The organism is Pseudarthrobacter sp. AB1 (assembly GCF_014926485.1).
GTDB lineage: Bacteria > Actinomycetota > Actinomycetes > Actinomycetales > Micrococcaceae > Arthrobacter.
Map to the genome: position 1 here is coordinate 39311 of NZ_PZKO01000053.1, position 18479 is coordinate 57789.

18 protein-coding genes, 1 tRNA gene and 2 pseudogenes are annotated in these 18479 nt (G+C 66.1%); 12 read left to right on the forward strand and 9 right to left on the reverse strand.

Features of this window, described 5'->3' with window-relative positions; genetic code table 11:
- The first annotated feature begins 3 nt into the window (after nt 1-3).
- From DAD99_RS13280 to DAD99_RS13290, 3 genes are all read left to right on the forward strand, one after another.
- Nucleotides 4-258, forward strand: coding sequence for a hypothetical protein (locus tag DAD99_RS13280; protein ID WP_193341932.1), 255 nt, complete (start codon nt 4-6; stop codon nt 256-258).
- Nucleotides 259-438: 180 nt separating this feature from the next.
- Nucleotides 439-520: transfer RNA gene (locus DAD99_RS13285), tRNA-Tyr, on the forward strand.
- A 166-nt stretch (nt 521-686) separates the two neighbouring features.
- The gene (locus DAD99_RS13290; RefSeq protein WP_193341933.1) at nt 687-1118 is read left to right on the forward strand and encodes a CBS domain-containing protein; all 432 of its coding nucleotides are present in this window, start codon (nt 687-689) and stop codon (nt 1116-1118) included.
- 105 nt (nt 1119-1223) lie between these two features.
- On the opposite strand, the gene DAD99_RS13295 is transcribed toward DAD99_RS13290, so the two are convergent.
- Both DAD99_RS13295 and DAD99_RS13300 read right to left on the reverse strand, forming a co-directional pair.
- Entirely contained in the window at nt 1224-2207 is a 984-nt protein-coding gene (locus tag DAD99_RS13295) for a LysM domain-containing protein (protein ID WP_193341934.1), read from the reverse strand.
- 380 nt (nt 2208-2587) lie between these two features.
- Nucleotides 2588-3130, reverse strand: a pseudogene (locus tag DAD99_RS13300) (potassium channel family protein); the annotation flags it as partial.
- Between the two features lie 73 nt (nt 3131-3203).
- Between DAD99_RS13300 and DAD99_RS13305 the strand changes: the two are divergent.
- On the forward strand, nt 3204-3758 hold the full coding sequence (locus DAD99_RS13305) for a thioesterase family protein (protein ID WP_193341936.1): 555 nt from the start codon (nt 3204-3206) through the stop codon (nt 3756-3758).
- Nucleotides 3759-3820: 62 nt separating this feature from the next.
- Here the strand turns inward: DAD99_RS13305 and DAD99_RS13310 are convergent, their stop codons facing one another.
- On the reverse strand, nt 3821-4621 hold the full coding sequence (locus DAD99_RS13310) for an ABC transporter permease subunit (protein ID WP_185261301.1): 801 nt from the start codon (nt 4619-4621) through the stop codon (nt 3821-3823).
- Complete coding sequence (locus tag DAD99_RS13315; protein WP_193341937.1) at nt 4618-5571, reverse strand: ABC transporter ATP-binding protein; 954 nt, start codon at nt 5569-5571, stop codon at nt 4618-4620. The genes DAD99_RS13310 and DAD99_RS13315 overlap by 4 nt, the downstream gene beginning before the upstream one ends.
- A 160-nt stretch (nt 5572-5731) precedes the next feature.
- Here DAD99_RS13315 and DAD99_RS13320 point away from each other — a divergent pair, with 160 nt between their 5' ends.
- The gene (locus tag DAD99_RS13320) at nt 5732-6178 is read left to right on the forward strand and encodes a co-chaperone YbbN (RefSeq protein WP_185261299.1); all 447 of its coding nucleotides are present in this window, start codon (nt 5732-5734) and stop codon (nt 6176-6178) included.
- Nucleotides 6179-6260: 82 nt separating this feature from the next.
- On the opposite strand, the gene DAD99_RS13325 is transcribed toward DAD99_RS13320, so the two are convergent.
- Entirely contained in the window at nt 6261-6539 is a 279-nt protein-coding gene (locus DAD99_RS13325; protein WP_193341938.1) for a putative quinol monooxygenase, read from the reverse strand.
- 115 nt (nt 6540-6654) lie between these two features.
- Here DAD99_RS13325 and DAD99_RS13330 point away from each other — a divergent pair, with 115 nt between their 5' ends.
- Nucleotides 6655-8331 (forward strand): AMP-binding protein, encoded by a 1677-nt coding sequence (locus DAD99_RS13330; RefSeq protein WP_193341939.1) that lies wholly within the window; start codon nt 6655-6657, stop codon nt 8329-8331.
- Between the two features lie 35 nt (nt 8332-8366).
- Here the strand turns inward: DAD99_RS13330 and DAD99_RS13335 are convergent, their stop codons facing one another.
- The gene (locus DAD99_RS13335; protein WP_193341940.1) at nt 8367-8789 is read right to left on the reverse strand and encodes an ester cyclase; all 423 of its coding nucleotides are present in this window, start codon (nt 8787-8789) and stop codon (nt 8367-8369) included.
- Nucleotides 8790-8983: 194 nt separating this feature from the next.
- Between DAD99_RS13335 and DAD99_RS13340 the strand changes: the two genes are divergently transcribed.
- Nucleotides 8984-10666 carry a helix-turn-helix transcriptional regulator gene (locus tag DAD99_RS13340; protein ID WP_193341941.1) on the forward strand — a complete coding sequence of 561 codons (1683 nt, stop codon included), beginning with the start codon at nt 8984-8986 and terminating at the stop codon, nt 10664-10666.
- Here the strand turns inward: DAD99_RS13340 and DAD99_RS13345 are convergent.
- From DAD99_RS13345 to DAD99_RS13355, 3 genes and pseudogenes are all read right to left on the reverse strand, one after another.
- A complete protein-coding gene (locus DAD99_RS13345) occupies nt 10659-11252 on the reverse strand; it encodes an ABC transporter permease (protein WP_309233273.1) in 594 nt (197 codons plus the stop codon). The genes DAD99_RS13340 and DAD99_RS13345 overlap by 8 nt on opposite strands.
- 68 nt (nt 11253-11320) lie before the next feature.
- Nucleotides 11321-12326: pseudogene (locus DAD99_RS13350) on the reverse strand (ATP-binding cassette domain-containing protein).
- Nucleotides 12327-12493: 167 nt separating this feature from the next.
- Nucleotides 12494-13465 carry a DNA-3-methyladenine glycosylase gene (locus DAD99_RS13355; RefSeq protein WP_193341942.1) on the reverse strand — a complete coding sequence of 324 codons (972 nt, stop codon included), beginning with the start codon at nt 13463-13465 and terminating at the stop codon, nt 12494-12496.
- 132 nt (nt 13466-13597) lie between these two features.
- Between DAD99_RS13355 and DAD99_RS13360 the strand changes: the two genes are divergently transcribed.
- From DAD99_RS13360 to DAD99_RS13380, 5 genes are all read left to right on the forward strand, one after another.
- On the forward strand, nt 13598-13990 hold the full coding sequence (locus DAD99_RS13360; protein ID WP_193341943.1) for a VOC family protein: 393 nt from the start codon (nt 13598-13600) through the stop codon (nt 13988-13990).
- A gap of 43 nt (nt 13991-14033) precedes the next feature.
- Entirely contained in the window at nt 14034-15419 is a 1386-nt protein-coding gene (locus DAD99_RS13365; protein ID WP_185261293.1) for a cystathionine beta-synthase, read from the forward strand.
- Nucleotides 15420-15432: 13 nt separating this feature from the next.
- Nucleotides 15433-16596 carry a cystathionine gamma-synthase gene (locus DAD99_RS13370; RefSeq protein ID WP_193341944.1) on the forward strand — a complete coding sequence of 388 codons (1164 nt, stop codon included), beginning with the start codon at nt 15433-15435 and terminating at the stop codon, nt 16594-16596.
- Nucleotides 16597-16668: 72 nt separating this feature from the next.
- Nucleotides 16669-17157 carry a helix-turn-helix domain-containing protein gene (locus DAD99_RS13375; RefSeq protein ID WP_193341945.1) on the forward strand — a complete coding sequence of 163 codons (489 nt, stop codon included), beginning with the start codon at nt 16669-16671 and terminating at the stop codon, nt 17155-17157.
- Nucleotides 17154-18476 (forward strand): MFS transporter, encoded by a 1323-nt coding sequence (locus tag DAD99_RS13380; RefSeq protein ID WP_193341946.1) that lies wholly within the window; start codon nt 17154-17156, stop codon nt 18474-18476. Before DAD99_RS13375 ends, DAD99_RS13380 begins: the two co-directional genes overlap by 4 nt.
- Nucleotides 18477-18479 lie beyond the last annotated feature (3 nt).

Here is an 18479-nt window from a genome sequence, read left to right on the forward strand (position 1 = left end):
ACCATGCCACGCACCGCCGTCCGTTACGTCACCCGAACCACCGCCGCAGCAGCCGGCGCCGTGGCCACCGCCGCTACCTCCGTTGCCGCAGCAGCCATCGCCGCCTCCATCATCTTCAGCCCCGTCCCGGATGCCTCGGCCCGCATGGACGGTGTCAGCGAGGACCTGCTGCGGGCGGTCCAGCTGAACCAGATCACCCAGGAGCAGGCCGTGAAGTTCGAGGCAAGGCTGGCCGGACGGATTCTCGGCGACGCCTGAGTCCCCCGTGTTCCGCGGAATTGCGGGTCTTCTGGCGGCCTTTTCAGGGGTCTGCCGCGCCGATTCGATGTTTCGGCAGAAGTTCTGTAAAGTTGTCTTGCCCGCGGTTACTGGAAGCGGAACGGCCCGGAGACGGACGTTCCGAACACTGCAGCCGGGGGTGATCTTCTTTTGAAGTTCGGCAGATTACCCGAGCGGCCAAAGGGGGCTGACTGTAAATCAGCTGGCAACGCCTACGGGGGTTCGAATCCCTCATCTGCCACCCAAGGAAAAGCCTCCGGAACCATCAGGTTCCGGAGGCTTTTTTGTGCCCGAAATCAGGGGAGGGGCCGTCGTCGACATCGGTTTGGCCCCGGCGTAGGCTGGCAACATCGGCGCACGTGCCCCCGATGCCCTGTGTCGATACATCAATCGATGAAGGAGAACCAATGAGCGTTGTACGTGAATTCATGACTACGGATGCACAGTGTATTAAGGAGCATCAGTCCCTCACAGATGCCGCCCGGATGATGTTGGATCTGGACTGTGGATCGCTGCCGATCTGCGGCGACGATGGCAAGCTGAAGGGCATGATTACCGACCGCGACATCGTGCTCAGGTGCGTTGCTGCCGGCCGTGATCCCCTCGAGATGCTGGCCGGCGAACTGGCCACCGGCAAGCCCTACTGGGTTGACGCCAACGCAAGTGTCGACGCGGCCATCGACATCATGGAGCGGCACCAGGTCCGTCGGCTCCCGGTAATTGTCGACCACAAATTGGTCGGCATCCTCAGCCAGGGTGATATCGCTCGCAACTACGCCGAGGAACGCGTGGGCGAACTGGTGGAGCAGATTTCGGAACGCCATCCGATGCCTGCCTAGTCAGGCCGATTCCCGCATGCCTTGTTCGCGGCTCCTTGCCCTAAAGGTTCGGAACCGCGAACAAGTTTCGGAAACGCTGGACCGCGAACTCGGCCGGGCGGGAGCCTAGTTCAGTGCGATCAGCAGCATCTGGTTGGTCCCGGGGATGCAGGTCTGCAGGATGGCCCGGGGGAACCCGCCGAAAACAGCGATGACGTTGTTGGTGGTTCCCGGGTTGGGGACCTGGCCCCTGGCTGTCGCGGTGTACGTCCCGTAGCCCGGGATGCTGATGGTCTCGCCCACGCCGATGCCGGAGAAACGCGCCCACCCGCCGCAGAAATCGTGCTCCGTGATGAAGAGCGAGTAGCCGTCGTTTGGCGTGTAGTGGATGGGCCCGATGCAGGCGTCCAGCATGGCCTGTCCGCCTGCGCCCGCGACGTAGATGGTGCGGACAGCAGGCGCGGCCTGGACCGGCGCCGGCGCGGGGTTGTAGGCCGGTGAAGCCGGTGCGGCCGCGGCCGGAGCCGGGGCTGGAGCGGAAACTCCGACGGCGGGTCCCGTCAGCTTCAGCGTCTGGCCCGGGACGATGATGCTGTAGAGGCCCAGCCCGTTGGCGGCCAGCATCGCGTTTGCGTCGACGCCATACCGGGCCGCTATCCCACCCACCGTGTCGCCGGGAACCACTGTGTAGAGGTTGGTGTCGCCCGCAGGTGCCGGAGCAGGTTCGGGGGCTGGCGGCGGGGGAGCCTCGGCCGGGGGCGCGGGCGCGGCAGCTGCGACTTCCGGCTGCGCGGTGCCGGCTGCCGCACCATCAAACTCAACGGACCCAACGTACGGCGCATCCAGGGGCATCGCGGCCAAAGGCCGGGCAACCCGCACTACGGGAGAGGCCGCCGTCGTTATGGCCCCCGGTGGCACCGACAATTCTGCCGTGGGGGCGGGGCCGGCCAGGGCGCCGACGCCGAAAGCGGAAATCACGGCGGCTGCGGCCATGCCGGCCCACAGCTTGTTGCTCATCGGCTGGCGGCCGGTGAGGAGATCGGCCCGTGGGACGTCGGTTTCAAAATTTCGGCGGGGTGGTTCGGGAATTTTTGGACTCAACTGATACATGGGTGGCCCGTCGCAGGTCGGACCCGCAACTGAGGCGGCAAGGCCGCCGCAAACTACATATGCGGGACGGATCGAGGTGTGATGCGCTGCGCGGTCCCGGTCTTTGAACGGAACCGCGCACGGAAGCGCATGATGGGAGCGCCCGCATACCCAGAAGATACGGATGCTCCGCTATGAAGCGGCATCATCCACCCCAGCTCGGAGGATGCGCCGGCAACTTGTTCAGCCCTACGAGTTTCGAGTCTAGGAAGCTGCGACGGGCGCTGCACCAGTAGGCGATACCTGAATTTTTGCGCCGGGTACGTGGCCCGGAGGCGGCGCCTACTCGCAGTCCTGGCGGCGGCTACCCGGTGTCCGGCTGCCCGGCCAGCTGGACATTTCTACAACGTTGGGCGGTCCTTGAGCTCGGCCACCTCGCGCCGCAGCGCAGCGATCTCCGTGACCAGGCCGGCCAGTTCTGCCCGCAAGGGTTCCTCTATGGACTCCGCGGCAGCTTCAGTGGACTCCTCGACGCGCTGGACCAACCAGGAAGCGATGGATGCCGTGACCACACCCAGCACGGCGATGCCACTCATCATGAGGGCCGCGGCAACCATCCTGCCGATCGGCGTCACAGGGTACATATCGCCGTAACCCACGGTGGTGATGGTGGTGATGGCCCACCACAGGGCGTCTCCGAAGGTCAGGATCTTGGCATCCGGGGCAGACTGTTCAATGTCCAGCACCGCCAGCGCGCCAACGAATACCAGGAGCGCCGCCGAACCGGCCACGTACGTGACCACCCGGCCCCTCAGGGTTTCGCCGATGGTCCTGTGTAGGACCGAAAGCAGTCTGACCAGCCGGAGCAGGCGCAGCGGCCGTGAGAATGGAAGGGCCACGATCAGGAGTTCGTGCAGGTTCCACAGGAACCAGCGGCGTCGCTCTCTGGCCATATACTACGTGGCTGCCCTACTTCTTTTAACTTGTCAGTAAGTTACTGCCGGGTAACATAGAGGCATGCACCTGCTTTTGCGAACGCTCCTGATGCTGTTCACCGCCGCCCGCCGTTCTGCGCTGACCATCTGGGACACATCGTCCCTGCCGCTGCGCGTCCTGCCCACCGACATCGACATCGCCATGCACGTTAACAACGGCATGTACTTTTCCCTCATGGACCTGGGCCGGTTCGACCTGATGGTCCGCAGCGGCGTGTGGAAGACGATGCGCCGGCGCAGCTGGACCCCGGTGGCGGCGGGGGAGACCATCGCCTTCCGGAAGTCGCTGCAGCTGTGGCAGCGGTACACCATCGAATCAAAGATCATCGGCCTGGATGCCAAGGCCATCTACTTTGAGCAGCGCATGGTATCCGACGGCGAGATTTACGCGCGTGCCTACATCGCCACCCGTCTGGTCAGCAAGGGCAGGCCCGTGAGCCAGGAGGAGATCCTGCGCGAGTTCGGGCAGCCCCCGGCGGACATGGTGCTGCCCGAATGGATCCACGAATGGCGCGAGGCCAACGCACTGCCCGGCAGCCGGACGCCGGCGCCGCACCATTGGGACGCCCGCGCCTGACCTCCTTATCTGTGAACCAAGGCCTGACCGCCGCCAACCCTGACCGCCGGTCACCCGGAAGGCTAAGTGCCGACGTCGCGCCTGTTCACAGCGAACGCGGCCACGGCCACCAGAGCTGCTGAAAGTCCCCAGAGCCACCCGGCCGCAGCCCAGTCCGCACCGTTGACCACCGGTGAATTACCGTAAGCCCAGTGGTATGGGCTCAGATTCAGCAGCCACTCAACGTCCTCGCTCTGCCGGCCGACGGCGTTGAAGGTGTATCCAAGGACGCCGACGGCGGCGCCCGCGGCCAGTCCGAACGTTCGTCTTCCGGACATAGCGCCGGCGCATAGCGCGGCTGTTCCGCTCAGCAGTGCCAGCCCGGCAAACAGCACGGCTGCGCCGAAGAGGTTCTCGGGCCTGATGGCCAGCTGGGCGGAATCGTTAAGCAGCCTGACCAGCACAAAGACCAGGGCCGCGAGCAGCACCAAGCGCAGGAACAGGGACAGCGCTCGCTCCAGGACCACCTGGACGCGGGTCACCCCGTGGGCGAGGGTCAGCTCCAGCTGCCCCGACTCCTCGTCGCCGCCCACTGCGGCGGCACCCCAACCGACAGAAGCGATGGTCATCAGCAGGAAGCCGATCAGGCCGAACAGCGTGGCCTGCGTGTACCCGGGACCGGTGGCGATCTGGTCGTAGTTCAGCGCCTTGGTCATCTCTGCCGGGAGGGAATCGATCATGCCCTGCATCTCTGTACTCCCGCCGATGGACGGGTACAGCGGCAGGTAGAGGAAAGTGGCGCCTGCCAGGCCGGCGGCCCATGCCGTGGTGGAGCGCCAGGAATCCAAGAAGGCCCGGCGGAACAGCGGCAGCGTGGTGCTCATCGCACGGCCTCCGGCTGTTCGGTGTCCGCGGGGTTCGCGTCTGCAGGACTTGAATACATCTTGAGCACTGACTCCTCAAGATCCGGTTCCGCCAGCACCAGATCCGTCAGATCCAGCGTTCCCAGGGCCCTGACCAGCGGCTGGATGGCCCCCTCCACGGTCGCCGAAAGGGTGATGCTGCCGTCGGTCGCCAGCACCTCAACGTGCCCGACGCCGGGTACCCCAGCCAGCAGCGCGCCGGCGTCGTGCGCTGTTATTCCGTTCGCGGCGAACCGGACCCGTCGTACCGCACCTTCCCGAAGCCCGCTCACGGACTCGACGGCGATGATCCGGCCGTCCCGCAGGATGGCCACCGTGTCTGCGGTCTGCTGGACCTCGTTGAGAACGTGGGAGCTGAGGAAGATGGTCTGGCCGTTGTGCTGCGCCTCGCGGACCATGGCATGGAATTCCTGTTGGACCAGCGGATCCAGGCCGCTGGTGGGCTCATCGAGGACCAGAAGCTCGGGATCGTGCATAAACGCCTGGACCAGGCCCAGCTTCTGTTTGTTGCCCTTGGACAGCTTGCGCGTGTGGCGGTCCAGGTCGAGCCCCAGCCTTTCGGCCAGGCCATCGATCCTGCCCGGGGGCACCGGACCGCTGATGGCCTGGTAATGGGCCAGGAGTGTCCGGCCCGTGACGCGGCCCTCGAGGAACAGCTCGCCCGGAAGGTAGCCGATCCGCCGGCGGAGCTCCGGACCTCCCGCCCGGGGGTCCTTGCCCAGGACCCGGACCTGCCCGGAGGTGGGGCGGATGATGTCAAGCAGGCAGCGCATGGTGGTGGTCTTGCCGGCGCCGTTGGGGCCGATCACGCCGAACACGGAGCCTGACTCGACCGCAAAATCCACCCCGTGGAGCACCTCGCGCCGGCCGAATTTCTTGGTCAGGGACTGGGTGGAGATAGCCTGGGCCATGAACCCTCCTGGATGCGGCAGTCAGCGGCTGATGACCCCAAGGGTAAGCCTCGCAATGCCCGGTGTATACGGCCCCCGCCGGCTATTCCCGATGACGCGGGGAGCGAACAGGGGACGCCCAGCCGGGACATCGGCCTGCCCCTCGCGTACCGTTGAAGGCATGGCTACCGTAGATATCACAGGTGAACAGTTCGCATCGACCATCGAAGGCAACGATATTGTCCTGGTGGACTTCTGGGCTGAATGGTGCGGTCCCTGCAAGCAGTTCGGGCCCACGTACAGCGCTGCTTCGGAGAAGCACTCCGACGTCCTGTTCACGAAGGTGGACACTGAGGCCCAGCAGCAGCTCGCCGCCGAGGCCGGCATCACGTCCATCCCCACGCTGATGGCGTTCCGCGAAAAGGTCCTGGTCTTCTCCCAGCCGGGTGCCCTGAACGCCCAGCAGCTGGAGCAGGTTGTTGACGCCGTCAAGGCCCTGGACATGGACGAGGTCCACGCCCATGTGGCGCGCTCGCAGGCGGAAGCCGCAGCAGCCGCGGAAAGCAACCCGGCCACCGCCGGAAGGACGTCCGGCCCCCAGGACGGCACACAGATCCCGGATATCTAAGCGCCCTTTAACTGCAACGCGGGGTCACTTCGCGCCCATAAATCTTGGTTAGATGGGCGCGGAGTGACCCCGCGTTTGTTTGTTAAAGGCGTTCCAGCTGCACGGGCTCGGCCAGCAGCGCGCTCAGGGATTCGTTCAGGTCCTGGACGGCGGTGCCCTTGGAGTGCTTTGCAAGCAGTTCCTCGGATTCCCACTGTTCCGTCAGGACCAGCTTCTCTTCGGTGGCTTCGGTCAGCTCGTAGCGGATGCAGCCGGCTTCGTTGACCACCTCGTCGATGGCGATTTCCAGGGCGAGCTTCACACGGAAGAACTCGCCGTCGTTGGGGATGAACGTTGCCTGCAGGTCGATGGGTGCACTCATGGATTTCACAATACCGGGACTCGGCATGCAGGCCCGCCCTGTTTACGCACGGACACCCTGCTGTTGCGCTTCTCTTGCGCTTTCATTGCCGGGGGCCAGGCGGTAGCGTGCCAGCATGCGCGCTTACACAGCCGGGGACACTGACGTCCCGCTCCTCGAGGAAACCATCGGCCAGAACTTCGAGCGGGTGATGGCCCGGTTCCCCTTCCACGACGCGCTGATCGAAGCCGCACCGGTGCCGGGCGCCGACGCCCGCCGCTGGAGCTACACCAAAATGAACGACGACGTCGATCGCCTCGCGAGGGCACTCCTCGCCTCGGGCGTGGCCAAGGGGGACCGGGTGGGCATCTGGAGCCCGAACTGCGCCGAGTGGACGCTGCTGCAGTACGCCACGGCCAAGGCCGGCGCCATCCTGGTCAATGTGAACCCGGCCTACCGGAGCCACGAGCTGGAGTTTGTGGTGCAGCAGAACGGCATGCGCATGCTGGTCACGGCACCGACGGACCGGAACAGCGACTACGTGGGGATGGCGCGACAGGCGCTCGCCGGCTGCCCGGACCTGCGGGAACTGGTGTTCCTGCCGGACTACGGCGTGGACGGGCTCGACGCCGGGGACCCCCAAAGCGAAGGCGAGCTGACGTACGCCGAGCTGCTGAAGCGGGCAGACGCCGTCGGCCATTCCGGCTTGAAGGCCCGCATGGCGGAGCTGGGCCCGCACGATCCCATCAACCTGCAGTACACCTCCGGGACCACGGGCTTCCCCAAAGGCGCAACGCTGACGCACCACAACATCCTGAACAACGGCTACTCCATCGGTGAACTGCTGGGCTACACCGAGCACGACCGGGTGGTGATCCCGGTGCCGTTCTACCACTGCTTCGGAATGGTGATCGGCAACCTTGCCGCCCTCAGCCACGGTGCGGCCACCATCATCCCCGGCCGCGGCTTCACGCCGGCGGCCGCGCTGGAAGCGGTCCAGGACTTCGGCGGGACATCGCTGTACGGCGTGCCCACCATGTTCATCGCCGAGCTGGCGCTGCCGGACTTTGCCTCCTACGACCTGGCCACGCTCCGGACCGGCGTCATGGCAGGATCGGTGTGCCCCATTGACGTGATGAACCGGGTGATCTCGGAGATGCACATGGTGGATGTGGCCATTTGCTACGGCATGACCGAGACCTCCCCGGTGTCCACCATGACCCGGAACGGTGACACCCCTCAACAGCGCACCGAGACCGTGGGCCGCACCATGCCGAGGCTGGAAAGCCAGATCGTGGACCCGGGCACCGGCGAGGTGCTGGAGCGGGGCCGGATCGGAGAGCTGTGCACCCGGGGTTACGCGGTGATGCAGGGGTACTGGGACCAGCCGGACAAGACCGCGGAAGCCATCGATGCCGACGGCTGGATGCACACCGGCGACCTCGCCCGGATGGACGACGGCGGCTACGTGGTCATCGAGGGCCGGATCAAGGACATGGTGATCCGCGGCGGCGAGAACATCTACCCGCGTGAGATAGAGGAGTTCCTGTACAGCCACCCGTCCATCCAGGATGTGCAGGTGATCGGAGTGCCAGATGCCGAGTACGGCGAGGAACTGATGGCCTGCATCATCCTCGCTCCGGGAACGGAACCGCTGGACGTGGAAGCCGTCGCCGAATTCTGCCGCGGCAAGCTGGCGCACTTCAAAATCCCTCGCTACGTGGATGTCCGCGAGAGCTTTCCGATGACTGTTTCGGGGAAGATCCGCAAAGTCGAGATGCGCGAGGAAGCCGTGGCCCGCCTGGGCCTCTGACGGGCCAGCAGTCTCTTCGAGGCGAGGTTATGGGCTCAGGTTGTCGGGGTCACCCCAAGCTGCGCCATGATGCCGGCTACATCGTAGTAGCGGCGTTCCTCCGTGACTTCCCCTTCAGCATTGAACTTCGAGAAGACAGCCGCGTTATTGATGAAGGATTTTCCGGTGGCGGCAATCTCGCCGCCGGGCGATGCCAAGGGTCCCTGATGCGTCCCGCGCAGGGTGTACTCGGCTGCGAACGTCTCGCCGTCCTGGAACAGGGGCCCCACGGTGAGACTGACGTCCGGGAAGGCCCGCAGGAGTTCCACCATGTCCTGCTCAACGGCGTCCCGCCCCTTCAACGGCTGCGGGTAGAGCGGGTCGTGGACCACCGCGTCCGCGGCATAGGTTGCGGCGAAGGCCTTCGCATCATGAGAGTTCATGGCGTCTACTGACTTGGCAATTGCGTCTGCACTCATCGTTTGCTCCTTTATTGGTCCTGTTGTCCGTTATTCGGGACAACTTCAGACTGCCCGGCTCCAAGGCCGGGCGGATGGGTCAAATGACCCATTTTGTGGCCAATGCCGGCGGAGCCCACCAGGCGGATCCGGGGCGGCCCGCGCCCGTAGTTCCGTCCCTAGGGAACGGCAGTGTCAAGTGCTCTAATTGAATCGTGGCGCTGGAGGAAGTGACAGCAAGAGGCTACGCGGCACTGGAAGCGGGGCGGTGGGTGGATGCGCGCGCCGCGTTTGAGGAGGTCCTCTCGGGCACCGGATCGGCGGGCGCGCTCGCAGGCTTGGGCGACGCCCTCTTTTTTATCGGCGACCTTGGTGAAAGCGTCCGCTGCCGGGAGCGCGCCTACGCTGCCAGCCGCCGTGCCGGCAATGTTCCGGAAGCCATCGATTCCGCTGTATGGCTGTGCCTTGTCTACGGGATGTCCCTCGGCAACGAGGCTGCGGCGCGGGGCTGGCTTGCCCGGGCGGAGAGCATGGCCGGGCCCGGCGACGGACTGTCCCGGGCCTGGGTTGATTACTGTGCGGCGCTGCTGGCTACGGATGCCCATCACTGTCGCGATCTGATCGAGCGCGCGCTGGCCATGTCGCATGAATTGGGCGACCCCGACCTGGCAGTCTGTGCGCTTGCGGAGCGCGGGGTCGTCCTGGTCAAGGGTGGGGAGGTCCAGGCCGGGCTTCGCTGCGTGGACGAGGCCATGGCCAGCGCCCTGGGTGGCGATGGAACGACGTTCTACACAGTGGTCATGGCGAGTTGCTCGATGCTGACGGTCTGCGACCTGCTCAGCGACCTCGGGCGGGCTACCCAGTGGTCGCTGGCGGCAGATGACTACATGAGGGCCTACGGCTGTCCCTACCTTTACGCTCAGTGCCGCATGGTCCACGGGCGGGTGCTCCTGCTGACGGGTCATTGGGCCGAAGCCGAGGACGAGCTGCGGCATGCGGCAGCGAGTACAAAGGACGTCTTCCCCCGCATGTACCACAGGGCCGTCGCGAGCCTCGCCGAGCTCCGTGTGCGCCAAGGACACTTCGACGAGGCCAAGGCCTTGATTGAGAGGATCGGCGCTCCGGTCGAGACCAGCCTGGTGGCGGCAGGACTGGCCCTCGGAAGCAACGAACCGGCTGCGGCCGTGGCCCTGGCAGAGCGCTGGCTTCGTTCGGAAATTGGGGGTACCGGCGACGTCGTTCCTCCACTGCACGCCGGCGGGCACCGGACCTCCCTGGAGACAGCGGGCGCACGCAGCCTGCTGGTGGAGGCACAGTTGGCAGCAGGCAATCCTGCCGCTGCTGCAGTGGTCGCCGAGCACCTTGGCGACCTTGACGCCAGCGCCGGAGGAATACGCTTGGTGTCCGCGCATGCCGCCCTGGCCAGAGGCCGGGTTGCAGCCGCCGAGGGCCGGCTGGAGCCTGCCACGGGTTACTTTGAAGACGCCCTCAAATGGTTCGGCCACTTGGAACTTCCGCTGGAAGCCGCGCGCACGCGACTGGAACTTGCGCGTCTTTTAGCCCAAGGCCAGCCCACGCTCGCCATCTCCGAAGCCCGCGCTGCACTGTCAGCGCTGGACAAGCTGGGGGCGTCCCATGATGCCGATACGGCAGCGGCACTGTTGCGATCGTGGGGCGCCGGGGGCCGGTCCGTTCCCCGCGAGGCAGGCATTCTCACCCGGCGAGAGCATGAAATCCTGGGGCTGCTGGTGGAGGGCTATTCAAATCCTGAAATTGCGGTGCAGCTGTTCATCAGCCACAAGACGGTGGCCCACCACGTAAGCAGCGTGCTGGAGAAGCTCGGCCTTCGCAACCGTGCTGAAGCTGCAGTTTACGCCGCCCGCAAGGGCCCTAATTGATGTTGCGGTTAATGGCCCGGACGCCCACAACGAGGCCGACGGCGGCCGTCACCGATGCGGCGAGAAGGCCCAGGAGCGTGTCGGTCCCGACGCCGCCGGCGAACAGTTCCCGCTCGGCGTTGACCAGGTACGTCAGGGGGTTGAGCAGGCTGGCGGACTTCATCCAGTCCGGGCCGGCCTCGATGGGCAGCATGATGCCGGACAGTATCATCAGCGGGAAGAGCAGCGTCTGCTGCACGCCCCAGAAGATCCACTCCTTGTTCTGCGATACCAGGGCCAGCGCGTAGGAGAGCGCGCCGAGCCCGATCCCGAAAATCCCCAGGATGACCAAGCCGAACAGCACGTGCAGCGGATAGAACACAAAGCCGAACGGGATGCAGACCAAAGCGATCAGCAGTCCCTGCACCACCAGAGGCGCCCACTCCTTCAACGCCCGTCCGATCATCGGCGACGAACGGGACAACGGCGTGGCGAGGATCCGCTCATACGAACCGGTCATCAGCTCGTACTGCAGGTTGGAGCCGGTCATGGACGTGCCGAACAAAAACGGGTCCCGCAGCGGCAGCAGCATCTCGCGCCAGAACACGTATTTGGTGTCTCGGAGAACCTGGCCGAGGCTGGGCTTTTGCGCCTCCTCGAAGGGGCGTTGCGCGGTCAGTAGCGGTTTGCTCCTTCCCGCAGGTTGCGGCCGGTCAGTTCCAGGAACACGTCGTCCAGGGTGGGCGGTTTCAGCTTCAGGGACTGGGCGGGAGCGCCGGCGTCTTCCATCTGTTGCAGTAGCGCCGGCGCCAGCCGTGCGCCTTCGGTGAGCCTAAGGCGGAAGCGGACCACGCCGTCGTACGCGTTTTCGTTGACTTCACCGCCTGGGGCGGCCCGCCCCAGCAGCCCGCGCACGCCCGCGGCGGCCCGCCCCAGCAGCCCGCGCACGCCTGCGGCCGAATCCGCCGCAACCTCGACGGCGAGCAGGTCACCGGCCAGGTTGGCCTTCAGCCGGGCCGCAGTGTCATCGGCGATGATCTGGCCGTGGTCAATCACAATCACGCGCTCGGACATCGAATCGGCCTCGTCCATGTAATGCGTGGTCAGGACGATGGTGGTGCCGTGCTCCGCGCGCATCCGCATGATGTGCTCCCACAGGTTGGCCCGGTTCTGCGGGTCCATGCCGGTGGACGGTTCATCCAGGAACAGCAGCCGCGGCGAGTGCATCAGGCCCAGGGCCACGTCCATCCGCCGCCGCTGCCCGCCGGACAGCTTGACGACGGTGCGTTTGGCGAGGTCAGCCAGGTCCAGGGATTTCAGCAGTTCCTGCGCCCGGGCGGCAGCATCCGTGGAGTTCATGCCATAGAAGCGGCCCTGCATCACGAGTTCGTCGATGACCCGGAAGCTGTGCCCGCCGCCGTTGCCCTGGCCGATGTAGCCGATCCGCGCCCGCACTCCGGCCGGGTCTGCCGAAACGTCCACGCCTGCGACGGTTGCCGTGCCGGAAGTGGGCCGGAGCAGCGTGGTGAGCATGCGGAGGGTTGGTGGATTTGCCCGCGCCGTTCGGCCCAAGGAATGCCACAAGCTCGCCCGGGGCAACATCGATGTCGACCCCCTTGACGGCTTCTAGCGTTTCCCTCTTGACGACGAAAGTTTTGGTCAGCTTGTCAGTGTGGATCATGGGTGACTCCAGAGAATTCGGAATTCCGGGGCTCTGGTGGGGGCTCCATGGCGCCACGCTATACCCATCCGCGCCCGAGTCCACGGTAAGAAAGCCACGAAAACGGACGACGTAAGTCCCACGTGAACGGACACTTGCGGCCCTGAGCGCTGGCCCTGCGGAACCCGTCAGTGCCGGCGGTGGTCCTGGATGGTCATCCGCGGCCCGAACGTCGGTTTGCGGAAGCCGCTCAGGCCGATCATCCGGACCACCCGCTGCCGGTGCCCGGTCCACGGCTCAAGCAAGGCCAGCATGCCGGCGTCGTCCGTCCGGCGGCCGGTGAGGGCGGCGCCCACGTAGGCCGCGAGGTGGTAGTCGCCCACCGCGATGGAGTCCGGGCATCCGTGCGTGCGCTGCACCACTTCGGCCGCGGTCCACACCCCGACACCGGGAATCACCTGCAGCTTTGCTGCCGCCTCCGCGGACGGCAGAGCCGCCAGCCGTTCAAGCGCGACGGCGGATCGCAGGGCCCGCATGACGGTCGCCGAACGCTGGGGTCCCACTCCTGCCTGGTGCCACTCCCAGGAAGGGATGCGCAGCCACTGCTCAGGGGTGGGCTGGACGCGGAGCCCTTCGGGCGCTGCACTTCCGGCTGCTGGAGCGCGTGAGCCGAACCGGTACATCAGGTACCGGTAGCCGCGGCGGGCCTCAATGACGGTGACCTTCTGCTCGAGGATGGTGGGCACGAGGCAATCAACCACCCGTCCGGTGGAGGGCAGCCGGACAGCCAGGTTCCGGCGTCGGGCGTCACGGACCAGCCGGGGGAGCGTGGCCTGGAAAGCCGGCTCGTCAAACGCCGACCAGTCGTCCACGGCGCCCAGGAGCCGGGGCACCCCGGCGAGCCCGGCGGCGGAACCGGGACCCCAGGCCTGGGCATCAACAGCCCCAGCCGCCGCAGCGGTGAGGCGCAGTGTGACCGGGCCGTCCGGCGTCGTGAACGCTGTCCATAACCCGTCAGTCCCGAACGAAAACGACGGATCTCCGGTACCGCGCAGGAGCGTGCCCAGCGTTTGGTGCAGGCTGTACGGGCCGTCCGGATGCCAGCACAGGGACGCATCCGCGGCGGCTGCAAGCCGGGCCGGAGCGTCAAGGATGGTCATGTATTCATGGTCCCACGGTGGGCTGACAACTCAGCTTCCGGAGGCTCTTACAGTCCGAAAGTGCCAGGACTAGACTCCAACATGTGGCGCGGGGCGTCCGCGCTTTTCCCCTCGCATTCAAAGGAGCATGCAGTGGCTGGAGTTGTGCATTTCGAGATCCCCACCGGTGACAAAGAACGCGCCAACACCTTCTACCAGAGCGCGTTCGGCTGGACCCTGGTCCCCATGCAGGGAATGGACTACACCAGCGCCATCACTACGCCGTCGGACGAACAGACAGGCATGCCGAGCACGCCCGGAGCGATCAACGGCGCCCTGTTCCCACGCACGGACAACCTCAAAACCCCCATCATCACCATCGATGTGGAGGACGTGGACGGAGCCCTGGCACAGGTCGAATCCGCCGGCGGCTCCGTGGCGCAGGCCAAGGACGCCGTTCCCGGCATGGGCTATTACGCCTATTTCAAGGACACCGAAGGCAACATCATGGGCCTCTGGCAGACAGATTCCTCGGCAGGGAGCTGAGCCCCGGGCAGGACCTGCGGCGGCAGGCGGTAACTTTGTACCTATGAAGTACGCGCAGTCCGTCCTGGACCTCATCGGAAACACGCCGCTCATCAAGCTCAACCACGTGACGGAAGGCCTCAAAGCCACTGTCCTGGTCAAGCTGGAATACATCAATCCTGGCGGCTCCATCAAGGACCGCATCGCGGTGAAAATGATCGAAGAGGCCGAACGGACCGGCAAGCTCCTGCCTGGCGGGACCATCGTTGAGCCGACGTCGGGAAACACCGGTGTTGGTCTGGCGCTCGTTGCCCAGCAAAAGGGCTACAAATGCATCTTCGTGGTGCCGGACAAGGTGGGCGAGGACAAGCGCGCCGTGCTTCAGGCGTATGGCGCCGAGGTAGTGGTCACACCTACGTCCGTGGCCCCGGACAGCCCGCAGAGCTACTACAGTGTCTCGGACCGCCTGGTCACGGAAATTCCGGGCGCCTACAAGCCTGACCAGTTCTCCAACCCTGCCGCCCCCGGCAGCCACTACGAGTCCACCGGGCCGGAGATCTGGCAGGACACGGACGGCACGGTGACGCACTGCGTGATCGGCGCCGGCACCGGCGGCACCATCACAGGCACCGGCCGTTTCCTCAAGGAGATCTCGGCGGACCGTCCGGAGGCCGACGGCGGCCGGGTCAGGATCATCGGGGCGGACCCCGCAGGTTCGGTCTACTCCGGCGGCACCGGGCGCCCGTACTTCGTCGAGGGTGTGGGCGAGGACATGTGGCCGGCCAACTACGACAAATCCGTTCCGGATGACGTCATCGCCGTCACCGACGCCGATTCGTTCGCCATGACCCGGCGGCTGGCCCGCGAGGAAGGGCTGCTGGTGGGCGGCTCGTCCGGCATGGCCGTGGTGGCAGCACTGGAGACCGCCCGCGACCTCCCCGAAAGCGCCGTGGTGGTGGTCATCCTCCCGGACTCCGGCCGCGGCTACCTGGCCAAGATCTTCAACGACCAGTGGATGCGTTCCTACGGCTTCCTCTCCGGCGGCGAAGAAGCCTCCGTGGGCGAGGTCATCAAGACCAAGAACGGCGAGCTGCCGGACCTGGTCCACATCCACCCCAACGAGACCGTCCGTGATGTCATCAACATCATGAACGAGTTCGGCGTCAGCCACATCCCGGTCCTCTCGCAGGAACCGCCGGTGGTCATGGGCGAGGTCCTCGGCGCCGTGGATGAGCGCAGCCTGACCTCCAAGCTGTTCCGCGGCGAAGCCAAGCTGACGGACAAGATCTCCGAGCACATGGGGCCCCGCCTGCCGGTCATCGGCTCACTGGAAACCATCTCCGCAGCCCGCGAGCTGCTCTCCGACGTGGACACCGTGATGGTGACGTTCGTCGGTGCCCCTGTGGGAATCCTCACCCGCCACGACCTCCTCGCCTACCTCAGCAACTAGCTAAAGGAACTCCATGTCTGTTTCTGAAAACCAGGGTTTCAACACGCGCGCCGTCCACGCCGGCCAAGCCTTCGAGCCCCGAACCGGCGCCGTGGTTCCGCCGGTGCACTTCAGCTCCACCTACGCCCAGGACGGCATCGGCGGTCTCCGCGACGGTTACGAATACGGCCGCGGCACCAACCCCACCCGCGACGCCCTGCAGGAGCAGCTCGCGGCCCTCGAAGGCGGAACACACGCCTACTCCTTCAGCTCCGGCCTCGCGGCGGAGGACTCCCTGATCCGGGCGCTGACCCGGCCCGGGGACCACATTGTGCTCGGCAACGACGCCTACGGCGGCACGTACCGGCTTATCAACCGCGTGCTCGGGGACTGGGGGATCGGCAACACGCCCGTGGACATGGCGGACCTGGACGCGGTGCGCAAAGCCGTGGCCGCGAACAAGACCCGCTTCGTCTGGGTGGAGACCCCCTCCAACCCGCTGATGAAGATCACCGATATTGCGGCGCTCGCGGCGATAGCGCACGACGCCGGTGCACTCCTCGTGGTGGACAATACGTTCGCGTCGCCGTACCTTCAGACCCCGCTCGCCCTGGGTGCCGACGTTGTGGTCCACTCCACCACCAAGTACATCGGCGGGCACTCCGATGTGGTGGGCGGCGCCATTGTGGTCAACGACGCGGAGCTGGCGGAGAAGATCGGCTTTGTCCAGTTCGCCGTGGGTGCGGTGTCCGGCCCGATGGACGCGTTCCTCACCACCCGTGGCCTGAAGACGCTCGGCGTGCGCATGGACCGGCACAGCGACAACGGCCAGACCGTGGCCGAATGGCTGCTGCAGCGCCCCGAGGTGGAGGCCGTCCTGTATCCGGGCCTGCCCTCCCACCCCGGCCACGAGCTGGCGAAGAAGCAGATGAAGAAGTTCGGCGGCATGGTGTCCGTCCAGTTCAAGGGCGGCGAGGCGGCGGCCCGCACGGTCGCGGAAAACACGCAGGTGTTCACGCTGGCGGAGTCCCTGGGCGGCATCGAATCACTGATGAACTACCCCTCGGAGATGACCCACGCATCGGTCAAGGGCACGGAACTGGCCGTTCCGGTCAACCTGATCCGTCTCTCGTGCGGCATCGAGGACGTGGAAGACCTCATCGCCGACCTGGAGCGGGCCTTCACCTTCCTCAAGTAGCACCTTTCCAACCACGGGTACAAGCCAAAGGGCACCCTGGCTTTCTTCAAGAAAGTTAGCTAGGGTGCCTTTATGGTACTCCGCTCCGACTGGTCCCAGCGCAACTGCAGCATGGCACGAGGTCTCGACATTTTGGGTGACCCCTGGAGCCTGCTTGTGCTCCGCGAGGTCTTTTTCGGCAACGGGCGCTTCGACGCCATGAGGTCCCGGCTCGCCGTCGCGGACTCGGTGCTCACCAGGCGCCTGGCGGGTCTGGTGGAGTCGGGGCTGCTTGAGAAGAAGGCGTACGACGACGGGGGCCGCGCCCGCCAGGAGTACGTCCTGACCCCGAAGGGTGAGGACACCCTCCCGGTCCTGAACGCCGTGGTTTTGTGGGCGGAAAAGCACCTGCCGGCCCCCTCGGACCAGGCCCACATGTACGTGATCCATTCCGGCTGCGGCCAGCGGACCAGTTCCGCGGACACCTGCACCGGCTGCGGGGAACGGCTGACGGCCGCGAACACCAGCTGGCACAGCCTCACCCGGACGGACGCGCCGGTGCAACTGTCCACCGCCGCGTGAGCGCCACGGAAACAACCCGGCGTCGGCGCCTGCACCCCGCCTGGATCGTCGCGGCAGTCGCCTTCCTGGCCCTCGTGGGAGCCGCCGGATTCCGTGCTGCCCCGGGCGTCCTGATGGTGCCGCTGCAGCAGGAGTTCGGCTGGTCCACCACCGTCCTGTCCGCAGCCGTCAGCATCAACCTGGTGCTGTTTGGCCTGACCGCCCCCTTCGCCGCGGCCCTGATGGAAAGGTTTGGAATCAGGGCCGTCACCGCCACCGCCTTGGTGCTGATCGGCGCGGGCAGCGCGCTCACGGTGCTGGTCAACCAGTCCTGGCAGATCCTCCTGACCTGGGGCCTTTTGATTGGACTCGGCACAGGGTCCATGGCGCTCGTCTTCGCCGCCACCATCGCCAACACCTGGTTCTCCAAGAGCCGGGGCCTGGTGATCGGCATCCTCACCGCCGGCAGCGCCGCCGGCCAGCTGGTCTTCCTGCCGTTCATCGCCATGCTGGCCCAGGACCCGGGCTGGCGGCAGGCATCGCTCCTGATCGCCGCCGGCGCGCTGGCGGTGGTGCCGCTGGTGCTGAAGTTCCTCAAGAACTCACCGGCCGACGTCGGCGCCTTGCCTTACGGTGAAACGGCACCTGAGGAGGGAACGGCTGCGTCCCCGGCTGCGGAAGCAGACGCCGTGGACAGCGGGCGCAGCAGCAACGCCGCGGTGCGCGCCCTCCAGGTGCTCAAGCGGGCAAGCAAGGTGCGGACGTTCTGGGCGTTGGTGGCGGGATTCGCGATCTGCGGCGCCACCACGAACGGGCTGATCGGCACGCACTTCATCCCCTCCGCCCACGACCACGGCATGCCCGAAACCACTGCGGCCGGGCTGCTCGCCGTCGTCGGGATCTTTGACATCGTGGGCACCATCGCCTCGGGCTGGCTGACCGACCGGTACAACCCCAAGATCCTGCTGGCCGTGTATTACCAGTTCCGGGGGCTCGGCCTGCTGGTGCTGCCGCTGCTCCTGAGCGCCACCATCCAGCCGAGCATGATTGTTTTTGTGGTGATCTACGGCCTGGACTGGGTGGCGACTGTGCCGCCCACCGCGGCAATCTGCCGGAAGACATTCGGCGCAGACGGCAGCGTGGTGTTCGGCTGGGTGTTCGCGGCCCACCAGCTGGGCGCGGCCGCTGCTGCCCTCGGCGCCGGTGCCATCCGGGACGCCACCGGCCAGTACACCTACGCCTGGTTCGGCGCGGCGGCCATGTGCACCATCGCCGCCGTGATCAGCGCGACCATCCGCAAGGACGCAGGCCAAAAGGAGACGGTGGCCGTGGCGGCTTGACCG